Source organism: Paracoccus onchidii (assembly GCF_028294535.1).
In the GTDB taxonomy this organism is placed as follows: Bacteria; Pseudomonadota; Alphaproteobacteria; order Rhodobacterales; family Rhodobacteraceae; genus Paracoccus; species Paracoccus onchidii.
This window is the reverse complement of the sequence record NZ_JAQBIE010000005.1, coordinates 1-25,946: the sequence shown is the minus strand read 5'-3', so window position 1 is coordinate 25,946 and position 25,946 is coordinate 1. Positions and strand designations below refer to the sequence as shown.

Below are 25,946 nucleotides of genomic sequence, written 5' to 3'. Positions count from 1 at the left end.
CCGCTAGCCCCCCATAAACAGGTGGGACAGACCGCCAAAGGTCAATAGCAGGCCGATCCCGGCGAAGATCGCGTCATGCAGCGGATCCCAGACCCGATGCCGAACCGCGAGGCGGATGATGAACAGGTGCAACACCCATCCCGCCAACATCTGCCCGACAATCGCCCCTGTCAGCCCGCCCATTTCGGCACCTGTAAGAAACGCGGCAATCTGCACTCCGGCGCGCAGCATGGTCAGCAGCGACGGGCTGCGGGAATCCCCCGCCGCCAATGCCGCCTGCGGATAGGTCATGCCCAGCACCACGGGGATTTGCGCGCAAGCAATCAATGCCACAATCGGCCCCGCCCCGGCATAGCGGGAATCATAGAGCAGGTTGATAATGAACGGGCCACACAGCACCATGACCGCAATCATCGCCATGACCACCGCAGAAAGCCCCATGCGCATTCTGCGCACGGTGCGGAAGTTCTGGGGCGATTCATATGGTGGGCTGTCGCGATACACCGGAATGATGGTGCGCCCGGTGATGTTTTCCGCAAGGGCCATCGGAAAGGATGCCAGGAAGAAGCCGATATTATAGACCCCCAACTGTTCCAGGCTGAGATATTTCCCGAGAACGGCCTTATCCCCCTGAGACAGGATAAAGCCGCAGGCCGAACTGAGCGTGATCCATTTCCCGAAATGGATCAGCTCGTGTACCGCGGACCGGTCCCATGCAAAATGCGTTGTCGGCCCCTTGAGGTAATAGCGTGTCAGCAACGCCTTGACCCCGGCGGCGACAAACTGACCAAAGACAAGGGCCCAGATCGAACGCGTCAGCAAAGCGAATATGACCATCGCGGCCACCGAAGCCGCCTGGCTGGTCAGATCGATCATCGTCACCCTGCCCAACCGGATATGTCGCGTCGCATGTTCGATATTGGGCGATACCAACCCGCCAATCAACAAGCTCAGCCCGACGGCAGGCATCAACTGGACCAGTTGCGGCGCATCATAGAACTGCGCCGCGGGCCAGGCCAGCAGGCAGATGATAACAAAATAAAAGCTATGCAGAAGCATCTTGACCGACCAGGCGGTATTCAGAAACTTTGGATCGTCACCGCGCTTGCTTTGCATGATCGATGGCGTCAGCCCGACATCCGTCATCATGACGACACCCAGCACGAACATGGTCACCAAGGCCATCAGGCCGAAAGCATCCGGAAACAAGAGGCGTGTCAGGATCAGGTTGCTGGCCAGTCGGATCCCCTGCCCCAGAAAATAGCCCACGCCCGAAATCGCCGAGCCACGCAGAACGCGCTGGGTAATGCTCTGACCGGAAAGATAGCTTTTCAGCGGTTTCATTGGGCGATTGCTTTCTGAAATAGACGGGCCAGCTTGCCGGCCTCTTGATTGATGTCATGGCGCGCCAACACACGGCCGCGACCAGCATCACCCATCGCGGCAAGGACCGCCGCTTCGGTCTGGTGCGCGGTAATCATTGCATGGGCAAGTGCATGGGGGTCCCCTGCAGGCACCAGCCAACCATTGACGCCATCCAGCACCAGCTCGGGATTACCTGCAATATAGGTCGCGATCACTGCCCGACCTGCGGCCATGGCCTCCATGACCACCATGGGCAACCCTTCGGCAAAGCTTGGCAACACCAGTGCATGCGCATCGGCCAAGGCATCGCGCACACCTTTTTCATCAAGCCATCCGGTCAGGGTGAACGCATCAGAAACGTCAAACCGGTCAATGGCAGCCTCGATCTGGGGCCGCATTTCGCCATCGCCCACCAGGGTGACATGGACTTTTGCCCCCGCGGCCCGGGCGATCGCAACCGCTTCGGGCAAGAGCAGCTGCCCCTTTTGTTCGGCAAAGCGCCCGATATTGACCAGCCGCAGTTCGTCCTTGACCGGTAACGCCACCTTCCCGGTGAACAGATCCGGATCAATGCCGCAATGGACGATATCTATCTTTGGCCAATCCCGATACTCGGCCCATCGATACAGCTGACTGCGCCCATGTGACGAAATCGCCACCGCAAAGCGCGCATGTGCAACCTTTTCCTTCAGGGCCAGCGCGACCGGGCTGTCAAATTCTTCGGGGCCATGAACGGTAAAGCTGTAGCCCGCACCGCTCAGCTGATGCATCAACAGCGCGACCGCCGCCGGATTGGTGCCGAAATGCGCATGCACATGATCAATTTCCAACTCTGCCACGCGCCGCGCCAGACAGGCCGCCTCGACCAGATATATCAGGTGGCGCAGGCGTGCGCGGCCCGCACGCGCTCCCATCCGCCAAGCCATTCCGGCAGCCTTCGCAAAACGGCGCGGATGACGCAGCCCATATGCCAGCGCATTCAGGCCCAGGGCCAAGCCGCCATGTTTCAGGATCAGCTCGGTCCTGTCATATTCCTTGAGATCCGTCGGATCGACCAGGGCATCGCGATCGCTTCGCATTGCAAAACGGTGAACAGAAATTCCCTGCTGTTCCAAGGCCCTGATCTCGCGACGCACAAAGGTCACGCTGGGTTGGGGATAGGTGTTCAACAAATAACCAATACGCAACATCTTCCTCATATCATCTGCACCGAGCCGGCTTCCTGACCAAATACCGCTATCCCGCAACAATCAGCCGGGCACCACCCGATCACCTTCATCTGCCTCGTGTCCATTCGCCCGATTTCTGGCGATCAATGCGCACCGCTGCGGAAACAGAGGCATAGACCAGAAACCCAAGCGGGTCGGCCACCGCCCGGCGCAACAGGCCAGTCGCCCCCATCGGCCGCTTGCCTTCATTTGCCATGATCTGAGGCCAGCGCCGGTTGATTTCGGCCACCCCGGCATCCTGCCTGCGGCGAACGCGAACAAGATCGGACCACCCCTCGATCATCGGCCAGCGATAGGTCGGGGACACGCCCAGCCGTTCTGACGGGGAAAATTGCAACCGCACGAATGTGTCATCCGAGATGATGTCGGGAAATTCCCCCCAGCGTGCGCGCCCGGCCGGATTGACCGCGAACAATCCGTATCCCGGCGCTTCGCTACACGCGAATGGCAGGGTTTGCCAGAACCGTGCATAAGCGCGGGTCACCCATGTGCGGGGGCGCGGAATGACGGCGGTGCCACTGCCATAGGCGGGGCCATCGGCACGGCGCAGAACCCCGCACAGATGAGCCATCAGCGCGGGGCTGACCACCACATCCGCATCCAGATAGGCACGCACCGCACCCCGGGCCATGGCATCGCCAGCATTCAGCGCCCCGATCTTGCCGCCCTCGGCGCGTTCACAGACGGTCAGCGACCAACCCGCGTCACGCGCCAGTCCCTCGGCTTGCCGTGCGACATCGGCGGTCCTGTCGTGGCAGCCATTCGCAACGACAATTGCCTCTGCGCCGCCCGGAACCGGGTCACTTGCGAACAAGGCTGCCAGGCAATCGCCCAGCCATGCCTCTTCGTTGCTGGCCGGCAGAATGACGCTTAGCGCCAGATCATCGGTCATTCCCGCTCCTGTGAGATTGCGCGCCAACGCGGATTGTCATCGTCCAGATACCGCAACACACCCCAACTGCCATACCGGCTTGGGCCACCAAACGCAGTATAGAAATTGAAAGGCTGATCGCTAAACCTTTCCCAACCGCGCATGAGGCGGCGATACAGATCGCCCATGCCCGGGGCATAATTCAATGCGACCAGAAAGCTGGTCAGTTCCTCATCATCGGCCAAAGCACCCGAAGCCACGACATGGCTGCCCCCTTCATACATGACCAGATCCAACCCGTATTTGCGCGCCGCCCTGCCATGATGGCGAAACAATTCATCAATCACCCATTCAACGCTGCCTTGCGGTTCCCCACTCAGCGATCCCGCGCGCAGTTCGGTCACGACACGACGAATGGCCAGGTCAAAACGGTGATCTTCGACAAATGCCTCTAACTCGTCTCCGGTCAGGCTCTGTGCGGCGCCCCTGCGCCTGGCCTCGGCCCGACTTGCCTCTAGCGTTGACTCCAACAAGGCATAACGGTTGGGATCTTCCAGATTGGCGTAAAAGTAACCGGTAATCGCATAGGCATCGAAACGTCGGGCCAATGGCTGCCAGCTGTCTGGGTCGAACTGTTTCCAGGCCGGCGCCATCAACATGTCATCCTCGGCCCCTGTCCAACCGGTAAAGGTGCCAACCACGCGGACAAGACGCCCAGCCGAGGATGGCGCGAATTCCGCGTTCCAGATGTCGGCAACCTGCGCCGCGCGCCATGCACCATATTGCATGGCGGCACCTTCGACGCCCCATTCATCGGCTGCCTTGCGCTCGGCCCATCGGTTCTGTTCGAAGGACCCGTTCCAGATCTCGTTGGAAAATTCGATCCATGCCCGCCGTCCGGGTTCCAGATTGTCGCGCACCCTGCGGGCATATTCATGCACCAGCTCGTCATCGGCCAGATGCGGCAATGTGAACCACGGATCCAGGTCAAGTTCATTTGCCAGGGCGACCATGACCTCGGGGGGGACGCCACGTGGCGTGCTCCAGACATAATCCTCTTGTTCGGGCAGATCTTCAGCCAGCGACATCTTGGAATTGTTTGTCCGCATCCAGTTCATGAAGCGCAGCATTTCCGCGCCACGCAATCGTGCCAGAAAGTCGGGATTGAACAGACGCCCCGCATCGGCCAGCGCGATGCGATCCTGCCGGACCACGCTGATATCGTGAATTGGATCATTTGGATTGATGGCACGCAAATGTATCAGGACCGTGCCCTGCCCCGGCGCATAGTCAAACGTGATATGTCCGGGCCGATAGGTCACGTTCCTTGCCTGCCCGTCAAGTTCGATACGTCCATCGCCGCGATAGCGCAGTTCATACCGGCCAGCCATCGAAATCATGCCCGCATCAAGACCGGACAGGATCATGGTCGAGATATGTGTAACCTCGGACGGCATACGCAAGGGCCAACCGTCTTCATCCAGATAGCCTGCGGCGCGCAGCTCGGGTGCATCGAACCCGCCCCATTGCCCGGGCAGATGCCCGACCCAGGGGCGCGCGGTCTTGAAGATATCCAGAAAGGGTTGCTCGGCAGACCAATCGTTGATTTCCGACAGGTTGAACGCCACGCCCGATCGTTCAACGCCGGTCAGATAGGAAGCGTCCGGATCCTGCCAGAGGTTTTGCGTTCGACGCTCTGACCGGGTTTCGCGAACCACCGCATCGGCCCGGCGCATCGCCGCCGCCAATCCCGCAATAGGTTCATTCTGGTCGCGGATGACGCGTCGAGCGATCTGTTGCATGGCCTCGGCCATTGGCGTGGTAATGGCTTCGTCCAGCGTTGCAGGTCGATTTCGTCCCAGCCAGACCGGCAAGCCGGTCGGATCCTCATCGCTCAGCGCGGCATGAAGCAGCATGGCCGCAAAATAGGACCCGCGACCATTCAGATGATGACCATCCAGAAAAACCTGTTCCAGTGCATCCAGCCCCGGAACACGACCCGCCCTGATGGCGTCATCCAGTTCCAGCAAGCCCTGCGCCATCGGGATCAGGCGCATCGGCGGGGCAGCCGAACCCGCAAAGGGTTGTTCATTGACCGCCTTGACCACTGCCCGCCAGAACACGCCGCCGGCGGCCACACCCCGGCGCCAATCACCATGTCTGTCCGATTGCAGTTCGGGCCAGCTTTCATACAGATAGGTTTGGGCGTTCGGGTTGTTGCGCAGGGCAAGGTTGCGAAATCTGATTGCGTATTCAATGCTGTCATGCCGGTCGAGATTGTCGATCAGCGGCAATGTTTCTGTCATCAGAACGTGGTCGAACCGCCCGGATGTCAACAATGCACGCGGGTCAGGCCCCGGCCCGGCCGCTGCATTCAGCCAGTGAAACTTCAACGGGCCATGCGGCGCCAGACGCGCCTCGACACGGGTCGTTGTGGCCCCCGACATACGCCCTGCTGCTTCGACCATCTGGGGCAGTTCGGGCGCGAAAAGGCCCAGCCCGATAAACAGAATGTCGGTCAGCAGTGCGTATCCGATCATGGGCGCAGACCACTTAGCGGATCACGGGCCACAACGTCCCATACAAGGGCCTGCACCCGTGCAGCCGCTTCGGGTGTGAACGCTTCGGCCGCGCTGCCATCGGCACGCAACACATTTGTCGCCAGACCTGTCGGGTCGCGATGATACAAGACAGCATAATGGACCAGCGCAATCACGTAATTGCCCAGATCCGACAGATGAATCTGATCCTGCGAACCGTCTGGCGCGATTGCAAACAGATCTTCACGCCGCTCGACGCCGGGCAGTTCACCGCGTTCGGCCGCGCGCGCCACAGCCGCAAGCACCGGCCCACCCGCGATACGATAGATGACACCCACATCCTCCGCCCCCATGGCCCGGCGGATCAGCTCTTCTTTCCAAAGCGCATCGCTGTCCTGGTCGATGCGTTCAAGCCAGCCGGCTTCATCGTCAAGCTGATGCCAGGTTTCATACAGATACAAACGCGTTTCGGGCCGAACCTGATGAACCCGCCGCGCCCACCGGGCAAGGTATTGGCTGCTGCCATGCCAACGTATCGCGTGACGCAGCTCGACCATTTCGGTCAGGACCACGGCGTCATATTCACCGCTTTCGATAGCCTCTTGCACCGGACGATGGGCGGGATGCGCGTTTTCCTGCGCAAATCCGGCAACTTCATCCGGTCCCATCCAATGAGACCGCAAGGTGGCACCCCAGCCCAATTGCGACGCATATCCATGCCCTTCTGGCGCTAACTGCGCCAACATGGCCGGCATATCCCGCCCGATCAGGCTGTGGCCCAGAAAATAGACGTTCAGGCCGTCAGCCGGGGGCGGCAACGGAACATGTGCCACATCAAAGGCGTCGGACTGCATCTTCGGCAGCGGTGTCGGGCCTTCCGATTTGCGCCGGCGCCAAACAAGACCGGCACCGGCCATCATGACACCAATTGCTGCAATTCCGCCTATCAGGCTAAACCGCCGGTTCATCAACCTCTCCTGTTTTCGCTAGACCGGATCGGCCGGATCGACAAATCCGGCGACGATCATGCCTGCCGACCGGATAAAACGCCCCTCAAGCAGATCGCCCGCCGCATAAGGCGAAACGTCGCGTGTAAAGCGGGCCGTCAACCGTCCCTCTTGCGGCATGATCCGTATCGTCATGACATCAAAGCCGAAAATGGCGCGGGTCGCGGGATACTGGCATTTGAACGCGGCTTCCTTGGCCACGAAAATCAGGCGCGCCCAACGCAAAGGTGCCACCTGACCGGCGATCCAGGCGCATTCGTCGCCGTCGCAGATATCGGACAGCACATCCTCGGGCAAAGGTGCATCTGGTTCGATATCGATACCCAGACCCCGAAATTCGTTGCTTTTGCACACTACGGCAAGGGCCGTGTCCTCGCCATGCGTAATGCTACCGGTCAGGCCGGCAGGCCAGATCGGGGCGCGATCTTCGCCCGCGGGAATGGCCTGCAGTTCCAGCCCCAACCCCGACATCGCCATGCGCGCAGCCGCGCGACCCGCCGCGAATTCATTGCGACGATGGGGAACGGCCCTGGCGATCGCAGGCAGTTCTTCGGGCCATGGATCATCCGCCGCGCCGATCGACACGACACCAAGCCCGACAGAGTCGGGAAACAAGGTGCCTGCCATGCGCGCCAGACTGGCCATGCCTACCCCCTGCCCCTGCCAGCCCGCATGGCACGCCGGCGAGACATTGCCTCGGCCCGCGCTGCGGCGCGATCTTCCTGACCTGCGCCTGAAGCGGCTTCGGCGGACGCCCCCGCCATGGCAGGCTGGGCGGATGTGGCATTGCCGTCGCCCTGCCCCAGATGCGCCGATAGGGTTTCCAGCGTCGGGAACTGGAAGATGTCGGTGATCGACAACCGCACCGATCCGCCAAGCGCCTGCTTGATTTCCCGATGGGCCTGCACCGCCAGCAGTGAATGCCCGCCAAGCGCAAAGAAATTGTCCTTTGCGCCAATCTGCGGACGATTGAGAATGCGCGACCAGACCTCGGCAATGCTTGCCTGCACACCTTTGCTTGGCGCAACGAATGCCTCGGGCGAAGGGGCGCTGGCTTGCGCGGGGGCCGGCAATGCCTTGCGATCAACCTTGCGGTTCGGGGTCAGCGGAAATTCCGGCAACTTCACGACATGCGAGGGTATCATATGCGCAGGCAGCGCATGGGCCAGATGATCGCGCAACGCTTCTGTCGCCAGCCAGCTATCCGCGGTGACATATGCCACCAGACGCATATCGCCGGGTTGGTCCTCGCGCGCCATGACGACCGCCTGTCGCACCCCGGCAAAGCCCTCGGCCACGGCCTCGATCTCTCCCAGTTCGATGCGGTAACCGCGCATCTTGACCTGATGGTCGGCCCGGCCAAGGAAATCCAGCCGCCCATCGCCATTCCAGCGAACCAGATCGCCCGTGCGATACATGCGCCCCGAATGGAACGGATTATCCTTGAACCGTTCTTGGGTCAGATCCTCGCGCTGCCAGTATCCGCGCGCCACGCCGGCGCCGCCGATCCATAATTCACCGGGCGCGCCAACCGGCACCGGCTGCATTGCATCGTCAAGAACATAGACCTGCGTATTGGCAATCGGCGTGCCGATGCTGGTCACGGCATCACCGGCATTCGCGGTGGCGGTGGTCGACCAGATCGTGGTCTCGGTCGGACCGTACATGTTCTCGATCGTCGCCGCACTTGCCTGATTGAGATCCGCGACCAGCCCCCCTGACAGCGCCTCACCGCCAATCATCAGATGCCTGACACCTGTCAGGGCCGCCCGTGCATCATCATTCATTGCAATCATGCGGGCCATCGACGGGGTGCATTGCAGATGAGTGACCTTGTGGCGGCGCAACTGCGCGGCAATCGAGAAATCATCATCCGCCGGTGCGCTGCCCGCATTGCTGCGCGCCAGCAGCTCGGCCAGCGGGTGCAGGCCTTCCAGCACCTTGTCGCGGGCAATGCCGTAATCGATCAGGGCAGCTATTTCGGTCACACCGATCTGTTTCAGTTGTTCGACACGCGGCAACACATCATCGACGGTGCCAAACAGCCCAGAATCCTCGAAATACCGGTTGAAGGCAAAATCGAGGATCGCTTCGTTTTCCTCATCGCTCAGGCTGCCCAGATCGATCTGCATCGGGTTCGACACGCCTTCCGGCTTCTTGAACGCGGGAAACGCCCATGCATATTGCTTGACCAACGCCGCCGCCGAACGCAGATAATCCTTCATCGGGCCGCGGGCGACCTCGCGCGCGGTTTCGCGATCACCTGCAAGATAGCTGTGCAACATCAGTGTGACCCGGTACTTTGCCGGATCACGGCCGCTGTCGCGCAGGGCCTGATGGTAGATCTTGATCTTGTCGCCCACCTCTTCGATCGACTGGCCCAGCAAATGCGTCAGAACATGGGCCCCCAATTCGCCAGCCTCGCGCCAGGTCGCGGGGTTGCCTGCGGTTGTCACCCAGACATTCAGCTCGTCTGACACAGGGCGAGGCTGTGTCAGCACGTCGACCATCTTGCCGTCTGCCATGGCAAAGGGGACTTTCTCGCCACGCCACAACTGACGCAGGATCTCGATGGATTTATACATGGCCGGCTTGTTTTCCGGGGGCGAGTTTTCGGGGCGCAGCACGAAATCCTCGGGGTGCCAGCCCGAGGCAATGGCCAGACCCGTGCGACCTTCGGTCAGGTTGTCGATGACGGCCCATTCCTCGGCGATCCTGATCGGATGGTGCAGGGGCGCGACACAACTGCCCGCCCGGACTTCGAGGTTCTTGGTCACGGCGGCCACGGCAGCACCGGTTACCGAAGGGTTCGGATAGGGGCCGCCAAAGGCATGGAAATGCCGTTCAGGCGTCCAGACGGCACAAAAGCCATGCTGGTCAGCGAATTTCGCACCCTCAAGCAGCAATTCGTATTTCGAACGCCCGACCCCGTCGTCATTCCCCCAATAGAACAGGCTGAAATCCATCGCCTTGTCACTGACGGCAGCGCCGCCTGACACCAATGCCCGTTCGGCATCCCCCATCAGCACCAACCGGAACCCACGGGCCAGCGAATAGAACAGCTCAAGAACCGAAATATCGAAGGACAACGAGGTTACGGCAAGCCAGACCCCGGCCGGATCATGCTGAATCCGGTCATCCATGCCGGTAAAGAAATTTGCGACATTGCGATGTTCTAGCATCACCCCCTTGGGCCGCCCTGTCGAACCGGAGGTATAGATCAGATAGGCTAGGTCCGAGGTCGAAACACCACTTTCGGGATTGTCGGTCGGGGCGGCTTCAAGCCGTGCATCCTGATCCAGCACCAGAAGCTTTGCACCATGTGACGGCAGCGCGGCGGATAGCCCGCTTTCGGTGACGATCACCGGACATGCACTATCGTCGATATACAGCGCGATGCGATCGGCGGGATAGGCAGGATCCAGCGGGACATAGGCACCGCCCGCCTTCATGATTGCCAGCGTGCCAATCAGCAGATGTTCATTGCGTCCGGTATAGATTCCGACCAGCACGTCGGGGCCGACGCCCATTTCCCGCAGCGTATGTGCCGCGCGGTTGGCATATTCATTCAATTGCGCATAGGTCAGCACGCGGTCTTCTACGGTCAGCGCGATCGCACCCGGTGTTCTGGCCACCTGGGCCTCGAATGCCTCATGGATACAGATATCGGGAAAATCTGCAGCTGTCTGATTCCATTTCGAAATCACCAGCTCGCGTTCCGCATCGGGCATCGGCGACAGATCGGCAAGCATTTCCTGCTGCACGACGGCGCGTGCCAGATACCCAAGCCGATTGACCAGCAGTTGCGCCGCATCCGCACCCAACCTGTTGGCATCATATTGCAGTTTTCCGGTTTCCGGTGCCAGCGTCAGCACGGTTCCGGCCACCGGGCATTCACCTTCGGCGACAAGTCCGATCGCCGGGCGTTGCGGTGCCACAATAGCCGGGTCGCGCAGGGGCAGGTCCAGCGCAAATGCCGGATGCCGCCGTGCACGTTCAAGGCGCTGCACGCAATCCCGGCGGAACGTCGCCGTCAGGCCATCCGCAGCAAACTCAACCCGCAGCGGAACCCAATCGGACAGATACCCGACGGCTTCGGGCGCACGGGGATCGGACAGCGCAAGATCGACGGCCTCTTCTCCGGCCAAACCCGTCGCCAGCAATGCAAGACCCGCAACAACATCGCCATCTGACGCGTCTACCTGCAGGCTTTTCCACTGCGCGGGTGCATCTGAATCGACGGCCATGGGCACGGTCGCCGAGGCCAGCTGCCGCAACGCATTGCGCCAATAGCCTTCAGATGGAACGGTCGCGGCAATTGCATCCGTCAAACCCTGCCGGTCCGCCGGGCCAGACAGCATCTTGCCCTGCAAGCCAGGGCAATCAAGATCCTTGCCATCCAGCGGGCGCAACCCTTCAAGGCGTAATGCGCCATCGGCACATATCACCGTGATCGCATCCTTTTCCGCCGCGATCACGGCACCGTCAGCGCCCACCCCATCCGCAAGCGCCCCATGGGAAACCGCCACGACGCGTCCATCGACCTCGAACTTGGCCAGTGCCAGCGGATTGGCATAATCCCCGTGATCCAGACCACGGATCAGACGCAAGGCCTGATCGCGAGGTGCCGTGAAATCCAATGAAGCCGCCGCAACCGGCCGGTCAGCCCGCGCGTGGTAATCGCGCAGCGAAAGATCCTGCCTCTGCCGTTGCAATCCATTTTCGACCTGCGCCATGACAGCGGAAAAGCTGTCGATCGCGGCCTCGAACGCCTTGGTGTTCAGGCTTAGCGTGGTGTCATCCGGGCTGATGGCAAACAGGCGCTGTTCCAGAATATCGCCCTCGTCGATATCGCCTTCGATCAGGTGCCATGTGATGCCGTGCTGATCATCCCCTTGCAGAATGGCCCAGGCCGGGGTGTTCAGCCCTGCCCGTCGCGGCAAAGGACCATCGTGGAAGTTGATCGCCCCCCGCCCTGCCCGGGCCAGCAACGCATCCGGCACCAAGGACAGGTTTGCGACGCTGAACAACCAGTCATATGCCAGATCTCCCGGCTCGCGGGTCTCGGATTGGGCAAAGACCGGTATGCCCTGTGCTTCGCCCCATTTGCGGATGTCAGCGTCTCGGGTCAGGATCGCCGCGACGGAATGCCCGCGATCACGCCACTGGCCTGCACATTGGATCAAAAGGGATTCGTTCCCGATAAAAACGGCGGATTGCGTCATGTCGTCCTCTCGGTGACGGAAGCTTCGGGGCTGTGAATGCTTGCGGGTGCAATGCCCGTGCACAAGGCGCGCAGATCATGCACCAACAGATCACGCATGTGACCGCGCGGTCCGTTGCGCGGCGCGTTTCCAAGCGCGGCGCGCAGACGATTGATCGACAGGCCGGATATCTGCGCCAGACTGGCGGCGACGGCCTTTCCAAGCCCGTAATTCTTGCGGAAATACCGCCAGCGGCTATCAAACCAATAGCCGGGCGTGCGGTCCCATTTCTTCATCCCGGTAGACGCGGAACCAATATGAGCGACCCGGCTTGCGGGCACGTAATCGGTTCGCCAACCGGCACGCGCTGCGCGCAGGCACAAATCGGTTTCCTCAAAATACAGGAAATACTCTTCGTCAAAGGCCCCGATCAGATCCAGCATGTCTTGCCGCATCATCAGGCTTGCGCCCGCGACCCAATCCATTGCCGTGGTTTCCGCCGGGATGGGTTGGGGAATGATGGCATGACGCAGCAGCCGCGACACAGGCCCCGTCTGCGCGCTGCCTTCGAATTCCGATGCCACCGAAGGGAACCGAAAACATGTCACATGGGGCTGATCATCCGTGCCGTGAATATAGCTGCCCGCCAAACCGGTTTCGGGATTGGCCTGCATGTGATCCACCAGAACCTGTATGGCGTCAGGCGCAGGAAATGCATCCGAGTTCAGAAGATAAACATAGTCCGGCCGCGCGCCCGTTGCCAGGCCCGCACGAATGCCGACATTGTTTCCAGCACCAAAGCCGCCGTTCTGTCCCGCCTGGATCACCCGCACCCGCGCCCAACCGCGTTCAGCGACCGCGTTGCGAATGAAATCTTCCGAACCGTCCTGACTGTCATTGTCGACGATGATGATGTCCCCATCGATCCCGTCCATGGCGGCAATCGCCGCCTCGGCCGATTTCAGGGTCATGGATGGCGTGCGCCAGTTCAATATGACCGTCAATACTGTCGTCATCCGCTTACTCCGCCGCCTGTGCGAAAGGTTCGTCAAGCGCCTGCTCGGCCTCGGCGATGGCGTCACGCATGCGTGCGGCCATGACCCTGACATTCGGTTCAAGAACCATGCTGTCATGATCGCCAGGAACTTCGATCACCTTCAGATCGGCGGCAAAACGCGACAAATCATTGTCTTCATAGACATATTCCTTGGCCGCACTGACCCAGCGCCCCCCCGAAACCTGCCAGTGGCGATCAATCGGCGGACGGAACAGCACGACCTTGGCGTCGCGCGGGCGCATATCGTAATGCGGCAATGCCGCGCGGAACGCCGCCTCGATCGCGGTATTGTGGAACTGGTTGGCACTTTCCGCCGGGGCATCGGCGCGCTGCTTTTGCCGACGCTTCCAATCGGCGCGTGCCTGCATCCACTCGGCCAAATATGCCGGGCCTTTCTTGCGCAGTTCAGCCAGCTTTATCAAGACCTTGTCCTGCCTTGTCAGATCCGGCCTCATGGGTAGGGGTGTGTCCAGAAGCACCGTCAGGGCAACTTCTTCGCCCTCGGCCTCCAACTGTCTGGCCATCTCCCAGGCGATCAGACCGCCGCCTGAAAACCCGCCCAACAAATAGGGGCCGCTGTCTTGAACCGACTTCAGTTCTGCGATGTAATCCCTTGCAGCATCAACAAAATTTTCGTGCGGATCATCTTCACCGAACAAACCGCGTGCCTGCATGCCATAGAAAGGCCGGTCACCGCCAAGCAGTTGCGCAAGATGACGCAGGTTCAGAACATTTCCGAACATACCGGCGACAAGGAAGAAGGGCCGCTTGTCGCCCCCCTCACCCTGATGCATCGGGACCAGATGCGTATAGCGCCGACTGGGTGCCTGTTTCGCGGCAGGCGCGGACTCACCATCTTGCGGGCCGATCCGATCCTCGATCAGCCGGGCACAGGCGGCAATTGTGGGCGCCTCGAACAGGACAGAAATCGGGAAATCGACCGACCAGGTTTTGCGGATCATCGCGAACAGGCGAACCGCAATCAGCGAATGGCCGCCAAGATCAAAGAAACTGTCCTCGACGCCGACCTGACCGACCCCCAGCAGCTCCTGCCAGAAACCAACCAGGCTGCGTTCGATGCCATTGCGGGGTTCAACATAATCGCTATCCAGATCCGGGCGTTCGAAACCTTCGCGTTTCTGATCTTCCGCGACATTCTGATCTGCCTGGGCAATCAGCTTCGGCAAAGGCATGGATGACACGATGACCTGCGACCGGCCCGCCGCCAAAGCCCGCAGGAACCCTTCGGCACCTTCCTGCGGGCGTATGCCTTGCGACAGGTTGTGCTGCAACCGTTCTTCGGCCGCCGACAGCTTGCGCCCGCCGTCGTCCTGATCAGGATAGATCACGTCACGCTTGCCGCTGGCGGCCCCGAAATCCAAAGCCCCTTCGATCCGGTGGATCGTAAAGCCTTCGATATCGATCACCACATTGCCGTCGGGATCGGTCAAGGTGATATCAAATCGCGCAAAGGGAGACGCGCTGTTATTGTCAGCCGCATTCCGCACCCAACTGCGGATCTCGGCGGGCAGCGGGGCGAATACCTTGACGTTGCCATAGCTGACCGGCACCCAGAGATGGTTCGCCTGATACCCCGCGATCAAGCCCATTGCCCAACCGGTGGCCAAATCCATCAACGCCGGATGGATCAGATAGCCCTGCGCGGGTTCATTGCGGAATGCATCTGGAAGAGCCAACGCGGCCAGACCTTCGCCATCCCCATAGGCGCGACGGCGAAGAACACGCCAACGCGGACCGAAACGCAGATGGGCTTCCTGCGGGCTTACCAGACCTGATTCACCCTCATCGATGTTGCGAAGACAGCGTGCGGAGACCTGTTCCAGATCAATCTTTCCGGGACGCGATTTCTGGAAGCTGATCTGAGCTTGCGCGTTCAGTTCGAATCCTGTCCGACCGTCAATCTCGGTCTGACTGCGGATCTGAACGGCATAGCCTTCGTCATTGCGCCCAAGCGACAGGCGCATCTGCCGCGACGCGTCATTGCCGACCGAAAGCGGGCGAAAGAAATACAGGTCGCGAATCTGGAAATCGCCATGTTCGCCATTGGCACGCAGCGCTTGCGCAATCAGGTCGAGATAACCTGTGCCAGGCACCAGCGCCTGGCCATCTTTTGTGCGATGACCATCCAGAAGCCAATGCCGGGTCGACATCTCGCTCTGGAAAATCCGATTGCCTTCGGCATCAAAGGTAGCGCTGTCAAGCAGCGGCGCCTTGGTTGGTTCGACAGGTGCCGGTTCGGGTGCGGCAAAGGCTTCGGCCGCCATGCCGACCTCGGCCCAGATCCCCCAGTTGATGGCGGTCACCGCCGTCTTGCCATCGGCGCGGGACTTTGCCCAGGCATTCAGAAATTCATTCGCGGCGACATAATCGACCTGCCCCGCAGGCGCGATTGCCGTCGAAGTCGAGCTGAACACAACGATCTGCCCGACCGAACCGTCGGGAAAAACCTTGTCCAGAACTTCGGTGCCATGAACCTTGGGCGCAAAGACATTCTCTACACTGGCCGAAGATTTCGCCAGGATCGGCGCATCATCGACGACCCCCGCACCGTGAATCACGGTGTCGATGCGCCCAAAGCGCGCCATGATGTCATCGCGCGCGGCCTGCATGTCCTGCATGTTACAGACATCCGCGGTCAGGCAGACAACCTCGGCGCCCACTTCTTCCAGTTGCTGCACACCCCGGATACGCGAGGCGGTTACATCATTGGGGGCGGCACTGCGCAAGATCCGCGCCCACTGGTCGCGCGCCGGCAGGGCGCGGCGTCCGACAAGCACGATCCTGGCACCGAAATCACGGGCCAGACGCTCGGCTATGGTCAACCCGATACCGCCGAAACCACCTGTCAGCATGACCACCGCATCTTGCGGCAGGGTGGCCAACTGACCGTTCAGCGGCAATGGCCGCCAAGTCAACTGATACCGCCGCTCACCACGCAGGGCGGCGGACTGATTGGCCGGATCGGCAAGCATTTCTTCAAGCACGCGATCGGTCAAGGCAGCCCATGCAGCATCCACGCGCCGCCCTTCAGGCAGGGTCAGATCGAGCGACGAACAAGTCACCCCGGGCAATTCCCGCGGCATCACCCGCAGCGGCCCAGCGATCATTGCCTTTTCAGGATATGGCAACCCCTCTTGCCGCACCCGTGCGGCGCCTGTCGTGGCCGCCATGACATGGATCGGTCGCGGCAGGTTTTCTTCCGCGATGGCCTGTGCAAGGAATAGCAGGCTGTAAAAACCCTGTTCCTGATTGCGATGAAAAAAGCTTGAACCGGGACGATAGGTTTCCGATGCGGTAACCAGCCAGAAATGGGCGATGCGCTGCGGAACCAAACCCTGCGCCACCAGATCGTGAATCAGCCGGTCATAATCTTCGCGCCCACGCTCAGGCGACAGGGTGAAACGGTCCTCTTCCGTCTGCGCATACAGATCGCCCGCACGCAGTTCGATGACCCTGTGCCCCGCATCACGCAACCGAGTGATTGCGCGATCGGCCAATCCGACCTCATCTGCAAAGACCAACCAGGTCTGAGGATCACTTGCGGCCAGATCCTCGGCCTCGATCTCGGTTTCGGCAGCGCGCGGGCGCCAATGCGGCTGCCAACCCCATTCGGCGATATCATCGCTGCGCTCCAGCCATTCTTCTTCGACAGGGGCCGCGGTCTGCCCGGGTTCGATGAAATAGCTACTGCGCTGGAAAGGATAGGTTGGCAACGGCACGCGATTGCGCCGCGCCTCGCCCCAGATCGGCGCCCAGTCGACTGGAACCCCAACGGCCCAAAGCCGGCCCAGGGTCGAGATGAACCATTCATCATCGGGCACCTGCTGATCGGGATGGCGCAATGAGGGGATCACCTGATTGGACGCCATTCCATTCGCCTGAGCCAAGGACGACAACGCCCGGCCTGGCCCTACCTCCAGGTAAACCCGGTTCTGTTTCTGCATCAGCCAGGCAATACCGTCGGCGAAATTGACGGTGTTGCGCAGATGCGCGACCCAATAATCGGGGCTGGTCGCCTCGGCCGCGGTCAGGGGCTCGCCGCTATGGTTGGAAATCACCGGCAATCGGGGCGCATGAAGCGGAATGGACCGCAGGTAATCACCAAACCGCGTCAGGATCGGCTCCAGCATTCGGCTATGTGCGGCGATGTCGATCTGAATGCGCTGCGCTTCGATGTCGTCACCCGCCAGGCGCTTTTCCAACGCTTCCAGCGCCGCCTGAGGGCCAGAGACAACACATAGGTCAGGCGCATTGATCGACGCCATGTCCAGATCATCGGCCCAATAGGGCTGCAGGGCGTCGCGCGACAACGGCACGGACAGCATCCCGCCGGGGGCAATCGTGTCGAACAGCTGGCCACGCAGATGCACCAGGCCGATACAATCTTCAAATGACATCACCCCAGCCAGACAGGCCGCGGTATTTTCCCCCATCGAATGACCGATCAGAGCCGAAGGCTGAACACCCCAGCTGATCCACAATTGCGCCAGCGCATATTCGGTGATCATGATGAGCGGCAACTGGACCGAAGGTTTCTTCAGCCGCTCGACAGCATCGGCATAGTCTGCTTCCCCGGGCAACCAGACCGCACGCAAATCGTAATCCAGCGATGGCGCCAGATGGTCCAGACCGCGATCCATCCATTCCTGAAACACCGGTTCGGTTTCATAGAGGTCGCGTGCCATGCCTGCGAATTGGGCACCCCCGCCAGGAAACATGAATACCGTTTCCGGCGGTTCAGGTAGTTCCTGATGGGTGAAAACCTTGCGCGGGTCCGATTCCTCCAACTTGGCGGCGGCCTCGGAATGGTCATTGGCCACCAGGATACGCCGATGTTCAAAGGCACGACGGCCCTGTTTCAGCGTCCAGGCCACATCTGCAAGTGGCTGTTCCGGATGGGCACGAAGATGTGCAGCAAGATTTCCCGCCGCCTGATCCAGTGCCTTCTTGCTGCGCGCAGACAGGACCAGCAACTGAAACGGCCAATCGCTTTCTTCCGATGCCGCCTGTTTCGGAGCTTCTTCGATCACGGCGTGGGCGTTGGTGCCGCCAACGCCCAGGCTGTTCACACCCGCGCGACGCGGCGCGCCATTCAGGCGCGGGAAATCCCGCAGCGTTGAATTGACCAGGAATGGCGAATGTTCGAAATCGATTGCCGGATTGGGGGCTTCATATCCCAGCGATGGCGGGATCTGGCCGTGATGCAAGGCCATGCTGACCTTGATCAGGCTGGCAACCCCCGCCGCGGTGTCGGTATGTCCGATATTCGTCTTGACGCTGCCGATCCCGCAATAGCCGCGCGCCTGCGTGGTCTGTTCGAATGCCTGGGTCAGTGCCGCAACCTCGATCGGATCCCCCAGATAGGTGCCGGTGCCATGGCATTCCACATATCCGATCGTGTCGGCATTCACCCCCGCGACAGCCTGTGCCTCGGCAATCGCACGTGACTGCCCCTCGACCGAGGGCGCAAGATAACCGGCCTTGGCAGATCCATCGTTGTTGACCGCGGTTCCACGCACGACCGCCCAGATATGATCCCCGTCGGCGATGGCATCTTCCAGCCGGCGCAGCACCACGCACCCCGCTCCGGACCCGAAAACGGTACCCTGCGCGCGATGGTCAAAGGCATGGCAATGCCCGTCAGGGGACAGGATTTCGCCATCCTCGAACAGATATCCGCGCCCATGGGGCAGCTCGATCGTGACGCCCCCCGCCAAAGCCATGTCACATTCGCCATTCAACAGCGATTGCGCGGCCTGATGAACCGCCACCAACGACGTCGAGCAGGCCGTCTGGATCGACAGGCTTGGGCCCTTGAGATCAAAAATATGGCTGACACGCGTTGACAGGAAATCCTTGTCATTGCCGGTATGGCGCAACAGGAACATGCCCGTGTTCTTCACCAGATCCGCGTTCGAACAGATATTGAAATAAAAGTAGCTGCCCATACCACAGCCAGCGAAAACCCCGATCGGGCCGTCGAACCCTTCGGGCGTGTGCCCACTGTTTTCAAAAGCCTCCCACGCGCATTCCAGGAACTGGCGATGCTGTGGATCCATGATTGCGGCTTCCTTGGGTGACAGCCCGAAAAAATCCGCGTCAAAACGTTCGAAACCATCCAGAACCGAAGCTGCGGGAACATAGTTCTTCTGGCGGATGCGCGCAGGGCTTTCGCCATTGGCAATCAGGTCCTCGACCGACATTTGCCGAATGGATTCGATTCCGTCGCGCAGATTTGTCCAATACTGACCGATATCCGCCGCCCCCGGCAGATGCGCCGACATGCCGGTGATGGCGATTGCCCCTTCGAGACCCTGCACCGGATTATCGTGTTTTGTCATAGCGCCACCCGTATCGCATTGCCCTGTCCCGCATTCGGACGTTCCGCATTCATCATGGCCGACGAACGATTCGACCCCGGCAATCTAGCCAGCCCATTCTTGTTGGCGCCAGCGGGATCTGCCTGAAATTGCAACCATTCCAAAGAATGCCGACGGTGCGCGGCCCAAGCCACATGCAACGCGATTTCCATTTACCAATTCAACCTTCATACACAGACATAACAGCTAATTCGCCCGGCCCGCGGTTTGAACCTGACGCTTTGGACAGGTTGCGATCATTCGTCCCTGAGCATCGGCATCGAATGTACCATGGAACCACAGCCATACCGAACGAAACCAATCATTTTTCTTTCGTCATCAACCATCCCGATCCTAAAGCAGACTGCGCGGCCCGATACGGCCCTGTCCGACCAATCCGGCATAGGGCCTTGGACCGCGCGGCGCTGCCGGGGCTGGCTGCGGCGCGCCCTCCCCCTCGGGAACGCCGTGTCGCAGCTGTTCCAGATATCCCAGCATGCCCCCGGTGATCAGCCATGTTATTGGCGAAATCGTGGCATTCGGCAGCAGATCGATCAGGTTCACCGCCAGGACCACCGCTGTTCCCCCCATCAGAACGCTGATCTCGCGCCCCGCCGTGCGATAGGCCCCAGACAGCAGGAATATGGGCAGGCAAAGCAATCCAAACTGGGCGATGAATCCGATGAACCCGCTATAGCCCATTGCGATCACCCAGAGACCGTCGGTGGTGGAAACCGTTTCGCCGGTGGTCACATCATGGATCGAGCTTCTTTCCCAGCCGCCCCACCCGGCCAGCGGACGTTCCATCGCGTGCGCCAGCAACGCATCCTCGTTGTCGAACCTGAATTTCAGCGACTGGGCACGCTCTTCCGAAACGCGGCCCGCCATTTCGATCAGCGCCTCGGTCGGAACGATGTCCAGCGTCCGCACGATCGGATAGCTTAGGATCAGCACCCCCATGAACATGGCAATCTGACCAAGCCGCCTGCCACTGAGGAAGATCATCGCCGGCATCAACAGCAGAACATACAGCAAGGCCGCCACGCTTTTGCAAAGCACAAGCACCACAACCAGATAGGCGGCGGCCATGTAGTACCTGCGGGAAAGGCCGGGACCCGCTTCACGCCCCAGCACCACGCAAAGCAATGCCGACATCGAGGTCAGCATCGCGATCCACAACCCGTGCTCGAGGAACACGATCGGGCGGAACCCGCCCTGCCGCATCATTTGCGCAAAATCATGCTGGAAGAAGCCATAGATCATGATGTGCAGCTGCGGCGACATCCGCACCTCGTACAACATGGGCAGGGAATACCAGAGCCATGCAATCACCAGCGCCGAAATCAGTTGCCGAACCGCCGCCCCATCGCGCAGAAATTCCCGGCCAAGCGCCCAGATCAGAAGAAACCCGACCTGCCCCACCAGCATCGAGGCCCCGTCATAGGGACGCAGCCCGGGAAGCACCTTCGAGCTGTTGATGAAGATCGGATCGCCATTGGTCAGCACTGTCAGGAAAGGCGACAGCAACAGCATCACCACCAGAATCCGTCCCGCCTTGCTTTCGGGCATGATGCGCACCCGCCGCCCCAGCAGCAAGGTCACGTAAAGATAACCGAACAACGCCGGAATGCTGTGTTTGCTGAGTCCGGGCAACCCCGGAAGATCCAGGACCATCCCCGCGGGAAGCAGCAGGTATCCCGCAAGTATCGACCAGATCACCGCGGTTCTTGGTGGCATTCGCAAATACATGATCAGCGTGACCAATGGCCAGCTGGTAATCATGAGAAAGGCGAGACTGTTGGGCATCTTGAAAAATCGCAGGGAACGAAAACTGGTAACCTCTATGTCACTAGCACAATTACGGGTTTTGACAAACTGTCACCGCTTGTCCCGACGCGTTGAAAGTGCCAGACATTGTAACGAATGCGTTCGGTATTTCCGCACAGTGAAGTTTTCAGGGCATCCAGAAGCATGCAATTTTCCTATGAAGATCACATTATTCGGGTCAATATGCCTGACCAGCCAAGCCTGATGGCGGAACTGACCAGACGATTTCGCGCCCGCCAGGGTTTTGCCCTGGCCACGATCAACCTGGATCACCTTGTCAAGCTCCGCCAGGACCGCCAGTTCCGCCATGCCTACGCCGCGCAGGATCTGATCGTGGCCGATGGCAACCCGATCATCTGGCTGTCGCGCCTTGCCGGCAAGGATCTGTCGCTGCTGCCCGGTTCGGATCTGGTCCTGCCCCTTGCACGACTGGCAGCTGCCGAAAACGTGCCCGTCGCCCTGATCGGCAGCACGCAGCCCGCGCTCGAAGCGGCAGCGGCCCGCATCGGTGCCGAGGCCCCCGGAATCGACATCACCGCCTGCATCGCCCCAGCGATGGGTTTTGACCCCGATTCAGATGCAGGCACCCAATTGCTGGCACAGGTTCGCGCCAGTGGCGCCCGCCTGTGCTTTGTCGCACTCGGGGCGCCAAAGCAGGAACGACTGGCCGCACGCGGGCGGATCGAAGCCCCCGAAATCGGATTCGCCTCGATTGGCGCCGGTCTGGATTTTCTGGCCGGAAACCAGCAGCGCGCGCCGGAATGGGTGCGCAAGATTGCAATGGAATGGGCCTGGCGCATGCTGTCGTCGCCCAAGCGTCTGGCCCCTCGCTATGCGCGCTGCGCGGCGATCCTCCCTCTTGAAACGATGAACGCCTTAAGGCAGCGATCGGCGCGCTGAAGGTTACTTGTACTCAATCAGCCGCCCGGCGCGCCCGCCGATGCGATTTCGCCAGTAAGACAGCACCCCCATCGCTTCGGGGAACTTGCCCAGAACCGTAAACACCGCGACTTCCCATGACAGGCGTTTTGACAGGCCGCGCCGTGTGGCCAGCCGCAGGATCTGCGCTGGATATATCAGCGCCATCATTGCCGAAAGTGACGGAAACAGTCCGGCCAGAATCACGATTGCCGCCGGCAGGGCCAGCCCCCAAAGAACCGCCCGACGGGTTTGCGCAACCCAATGCCGTTCCGGCGCAGCCCCATGCAGCGCCGCCCCCTCGGCAAAGGCATAGCCCGCCCGGCGGCTGCGACGCCACCACTGGGAAAACCGCGTCATCGCCGCATCATGCAAGGTCATTTCCGCATCGAGACGCCAGATCTGCCCGCCCGCTGCCCGCAGTCTGACACAAAGCTCGGGTTCTTCGCCTGCGATCAGATCGGCGCGATACCCACCGGCCTTGGCCAATGCGTCCAGTCGGAACAGCGCATCCCCACCACAGGCCAGCGCCTTGCCAACCGGGGTGTCCCATTCAACGTCACACAACCGGTTATATACGCTTGCCGACGCCGCACGTTCGCGACGGCGCCCACATACGGCCACCGCCTCGCGATTGCGGTCAAGAAACGCCTTCCCCTCGGATGGCCAGCTGCTGCGCAGCTCGCAATCGCCGTCAATCATCTGAACGAATTCAGCCGGATCATCCATCGACAGCAACATTTCCAGTCCCGCGTTCCGGGCCCGTGCCGCCGTAAAAGGCTGTGTCATATCCAGTCGAATGACGCTCGCCCCGGCGGCCTCGGCCGCCAGAACACTGCCATCAGTCGATCCGCTATCGACATAAACGATCCGCCGAATGCCGGCCCGCTGCAAGGACGCAAGGCAATCCGTCAGCCGCCGCCCTTCATTGCGACCGATCGCAACGGCATCTATCGCGCCCGAAACGGCCTTGCCGGAAGCTGGATGTAAATTCGTGTTCACGATCCGATTATTCCCTCTGACAGACGGCTAACACCGTGATAGTCTGCATTTTACATGTTCTATTGTACAAATTGATTAAGTCACGGCATCTGTTAGTCATGCTGCATATATTGCATAGTTCCGACAAGATAGTGACCGGGTAACCAGTTATGACTTCTGACACTCCGCATTCGGCGCATAGTCCGGCCGCTGCGAAACAGGCTCCAACCAAGGTAGCACGGCTGCGGCTGGACCGCAGCGGCACAAGTAATGCGTCATCCGCCGGTATCGATCACGCGCGCAATTGGGCATCGATCAAGCCCATGCGTGCCGACGCGGCCTCGATGAAACGCAACCACCTCTTTGCCGACAGTCAGGATGACGATATAACGCGCCGCTTCGACATGCTGCGCACCCTGCTTGCAACCGCCCTGGAAGAAAACGGCATCCTGCGCCTGGGTGTCACCGCCCCCACCGAAGGGTCGGGAACATCTTTCATCGCCGCCAATCTTGCGCTCGCAATGGCCCGGCGCCCCAGTTCACGGGTGATTCTGGCGGATATGAATCTGCGCAAACCCGGTCTGGCGCGCATGTTCGGCGCCAATCCTCCCGGCCCGCTGACCGAGTTTCTGGCAGGCAAGCACCCCTCCAGCGATCAGCTGCGCAGCTATCAGGGAAGCCTTGCGGTGTTGATGAATTCTCAGGTAGCTCAGGGCAGCGCCGAAATTTTGCAGGAAAGTTCCACCACCGTCGCGCTTGGCAACATGCGGCGCAAATTCGGACCCACTGTCGAAATCTACGACCTGCCTCCGCTTTTGGGGCATGACGATACATTGTCGTTCCTGCCCCAGCTCGATGGCGTCTTGCTGGTGGCCGATGGCACGATGCACACCGCATCGCAACTGCGCGCCGCGGAAGAAATGCTGAATGGCCGCAGCAAGCTGGTTGCCGTTGTTCTGAATCGCGGAGAGATCCGCAGGTCTCTGGCCGAGATCATGCAAGATTTTGGCGATCGCTGGTTCCGCGGTCGCAGGAAAAGGTAGTTCTGTCATGGGTAGTCTAGGTTCAATTGGCGATATTCTTTCGATGCTGTGGCGGCGGCGCTTGGTGCTTGGCACCACGGTTCTGGCCGGCGCTGCGCTCAGCTATCACATGGCGGTCAGCCAGCCCCACAGCTATGCCGCATCGGCGGTGCTGCAAATCGAAACCCCGCGCAGCTTTGCCGACGCACCGCGTGGCACCGGCGGCATCGCGGCGGGCTATTGGCTGCAACTGGTGCAAGCACGCCTGATGGTCCGGGACAATATTCTCGGGTTGATCGACAAATACGATCTGTTCGCCGACACGCCCGCAATGTCGGAAGCCCTGCAGGTCCAGATCATGCGAAATTCCTTTCGCATCGATCCCGTGACCGGGGGACAATATTATGCCAATGCAGAACAGTGGCCCGGTGTCTTGCGGGTCACTGCCACCATGCCCTCGGCCAAACTGGCTGCGGATCTGGCCAATGAAATGGCAGAACGGGTGCTCGAACTGAACTCGACCACCCAGACCGAACAGGTTCAGGAAACGCTGGAGTTCTATAGCCGCGAAGAATCACGCATTGCGCAACAGATCGATGCCGTAGAATCCGAGATGGCTGCCTTTCGCAACGAAAATCTCGATGTGCTGCCCACGACATTGGACAACCGTCCCACCGAGATGCGCACCATCGATGCCGAACTGTCGGAAATCGCCGGTGACCTTCTTCGCGCGCGCAGCGAATATGATGAGTTGATGAGCCGCAGCCCACTAAGCACGATCGAACAGCGCAATGCCTCGCAGATCAACAACCAGATCACCCTTATGACAACCCGCCAGGACCAATTGCGTGAACGGATGTCGGAAATCCGCGCCTCGGGTCAGCGCAGCGTCAACGCCGAAGCACAGATGCAAGCCTATGATCGGCGCCTTCTGCAACTGCGCGAACAACAGGCCGAGATGAGCGGTCGGCGCGCGGCAGCAGAGACTGCGCAGCGCCTAGATGCCGAACAGCAAAGCGAACAATTCATCCTGCTGGAACAAGCCACGCAGCCGGATTATCCGCTTTCCTCGGGTCGCAAGAAAACGATGGTTTTCGGACTGGCGGGGTCAATGGCGCTCGCTCTTATGCTGGCCCTGTTGCTTGAAATGCTGAAACCCGTGATCAGATCCGCCGGGCAAATGGAGCGCAGCTCGGGTCTGCGCCCTGTCGCGACCATTCCCAAACTCGCCGGAAAGCCCCAAACGAAATAACTATGGGGGGCTCGGCTCCCCACTCCAAAGCCTGCTTTTCCCCCTGAGAACTGGCTCATTTGGAGCTGGAGTTTTCAGGTAGATTCTCCTGGCTGGGAAAGGAGCGGACACGCATGAACGCATCGAAGTTCACGGATGCGCAGAAATCGTTCCTCTTGCGGCAAGGCGAAGAGAGAATGCCGGTTGTCGAGATCTGCCGAAAGGCTGGGCTCAGTCAGGCGACCTGTTTCAACTGGAAGCAGTATGCTGGGCCATTGCCCGACGAGATGCGCCGGCTGACGCCGGCGCGCGAA

General features: G+C 60.5%; 15 protein-coding genes. 4 read left to right on the top strand and 11 right to left on the bottom strand.

Translation table 11 applies throughout. From position 1 onward, the window contains the following. Positions 1–3: 3 nt before the first annotated feature. The 10 genes from PAF17_RS05195 to PAF17_RS05150 all read right to left on the bottom strand — a co-directional run bounded on the left by PAF17_RS05195 (position 4) and on the right by PAF17_RS05150 (position 21,459). Positions 4–1,344 (bottom strand): oligosaccharide flippase family protein, encoded by a 1,341-nt coding sequence (locus PAF17_RS05195; protein WP_271888030.1) that lies wholly within the window; start codon positions 1,342–1,344, stop codon positions 4–6. Beyond that, positions 1,341–2,552 (bottom strand): glycosyltransferase family 4 protein, encoded by a 1,212-nt coding sequence (locus PAF17_RS05190; protein ID WP_271888198.1) that lies wholly within the window; start codon positions 2,550–2,552, stop codon positions 1,341–1,343. The genes PAF17_RS05195 and PAF17_RS05190 overlap by 4 nt, the downstream gene beginning before the upstream one ends. 88 nt (positions 2,553–2,640) lie before the next feature. After that, complete coding sequence (locus tag PAF17_RS05185) at positions 2,641–3,486, bottom strand: glycosyltransferase (RefSeq protein ID WP_271888029.1); 846 nt, start codon at positions 3,484–3,486, stop codon at positions 2,641–2,643. Continuing rightward, the gene (locus PAF17_RS05180) at positions 3,483–6,005 is read right to left on the bottom strand and encodes a hypothetical protein (RefSeq protein ID WP_271888028.1); all 2,523 of its coding nucleotides are present in this window, start codon (positions 6,003–6,005) and stop codon (positions 3,483–3,485) included. Before PAF17_RS05180 ends, PAF17_RS05185 begins: the two co-directional genes overlap by 4 nt. Next, a complete protein-coding gene (locus PAF17_RS05175) occupies positions 6,002–6,973 on the bottom strand; it encodes a hypothetical protein (RefSeq protein ID WP_271888027.1) in 972 nt (323 codons plus the stop codon). The genes PAF17_RS05180 and PAF17_RS05175 overlap by 4 nt, the downstream gene beginning before the upstream one ends. A gap of 18 nt (positions 6,974–6,991) precedes the next feature. Continuing rightward, positions 6,992–7,657: a 4'-phosphopantetheinyl transferase family protein gene (locus tag PAF17_RS05170; protein ID WP_271888026.1), complete on the bottom strand. Its 666-nt coding sequence runs from the start codon at positions 7,655–7,657 to the stop codon at positions 6,992–6,994. A 2-nt stretch (positions 7,658–7,659) separates the two neighbouring features. After that, the gene (locus PAF17_RS05165) at positions 7,660–12,237 is read right to left on the bottom strand and encodes a MupA/Atu3671 family FMN-dependent luciferase-like monooxygenase (RefSeq protein WP_271888025.1); all 4,578 of its coding nucleotides are present in this window, start codon (positions 12,235–12,237) and stop codon (positions 7,660–7,662) included. Further along, positions 12,234–13,232, bottom strand: a complete 999-nt coding sequence (locus PAF17_RS05160; RefSeq protein ID WP_271888024.1) for a glycosyltransferase family 2 protein — start codon at positions 13,230–13,232, stop codon at positions 12,234–12,236. The genes PAF17_RS05165 and PAF17_RS05160 overlap by 4 nt, the downstream gene beginning before the upstream one ends. Positions 13,233–13,236: 4 nt before the next feature. Further along, positions 13,237–19,635, bottom strand: coding sequence for a type I polyketide synthase (locus PAF17_RS05155; protein WP_271888023.1), 6,399 nt, complete (start codon positions 19,633–19,635; stop codon positions 13,237–13,239). A 372-nt stretch (positions 19,636–20,007) separates the two neighbouring features. Then, entirely contained in the window at positions 20,008–21,459 is a 1,452-nt protein-coding gene (locus PAF17_RS05150) for a hypothetical protein (protein ID WP_271888022.1), read from the bottom strand. A gap of 165 nt (positions 21,460–21,624) precedes the next feature. Between PAF17_RS05150 and PAF17_RS05145 the strand changes: the two genes are divergently transcribed. After that, positions 21,625–22,380 (top strand): WecB/TagA/CpsF family glycosyltransferase, encoded by a 756-nt coding sequence (locus PAF17_RS05145; RefSeq protein WP_271888021.1) that lies wholly within the window; start codon positions 21,625–21,627, stop codon positions 22,378–22,380. 3 nt (positions 22,381–22,383) lie between these two features. On the opposite strand, the gene PAF17_RS05140 is transcribed toward PAF17_RS05145, so the two are convergent. Next, positions 22,384–23,400 carry a glycosyltransferase gene (locus tag PAF17_RS05140; protein WP_271888020.1) on the bottom strand — a complete coding sequence of 339 codons (1,017 nt, stop codon included), beginning with the start codon at positions 23,398–23,400 and terminating at the stop codon, positions 22,384–22,386. A gap of 149 nt (positions 23,401–23,549) precedes the next feature. Between PAF17_RS05140 and PAF17_RS05135 the strand changes: the two genes are divergently transcribed. From PAF17_RS05135 to PAF17_RS05125, 3 genes are all read left to right on the top strand, one after another. Then, positions 23,550–24,422: a CpsD/CapB family tyrosine-protein kinase gene (locus PAF17_RS05135; RefSeq protein ID WP_271888019.1), complete on the top strand. Its 873-nt coding sequence runs from the start codon at positions 23,550–23,552 to the stop codon at positions 24,420–24,422. 7 nt (positions 24,423–24,429) lie between these two features. Then, positions 24,430–25,653, top strand: coding sequence for a GumC domain-containing protein (locus PAF17_RS05130; protein ID WP_271888018.1), 1,224 nt, complete (start codon positions 24,430–24,432; stop codon positions 25,651–25,653). Between the two features lie 113 nt (positions 25,654–25,766). Further along, a partial coding sequence (locus tag PAF17_RS05125; RefSeq protein WP_271888017.1) for a transposase occupies positions 25,767–25,946 on the top strand: 180 nt, incomplete at its 3' end.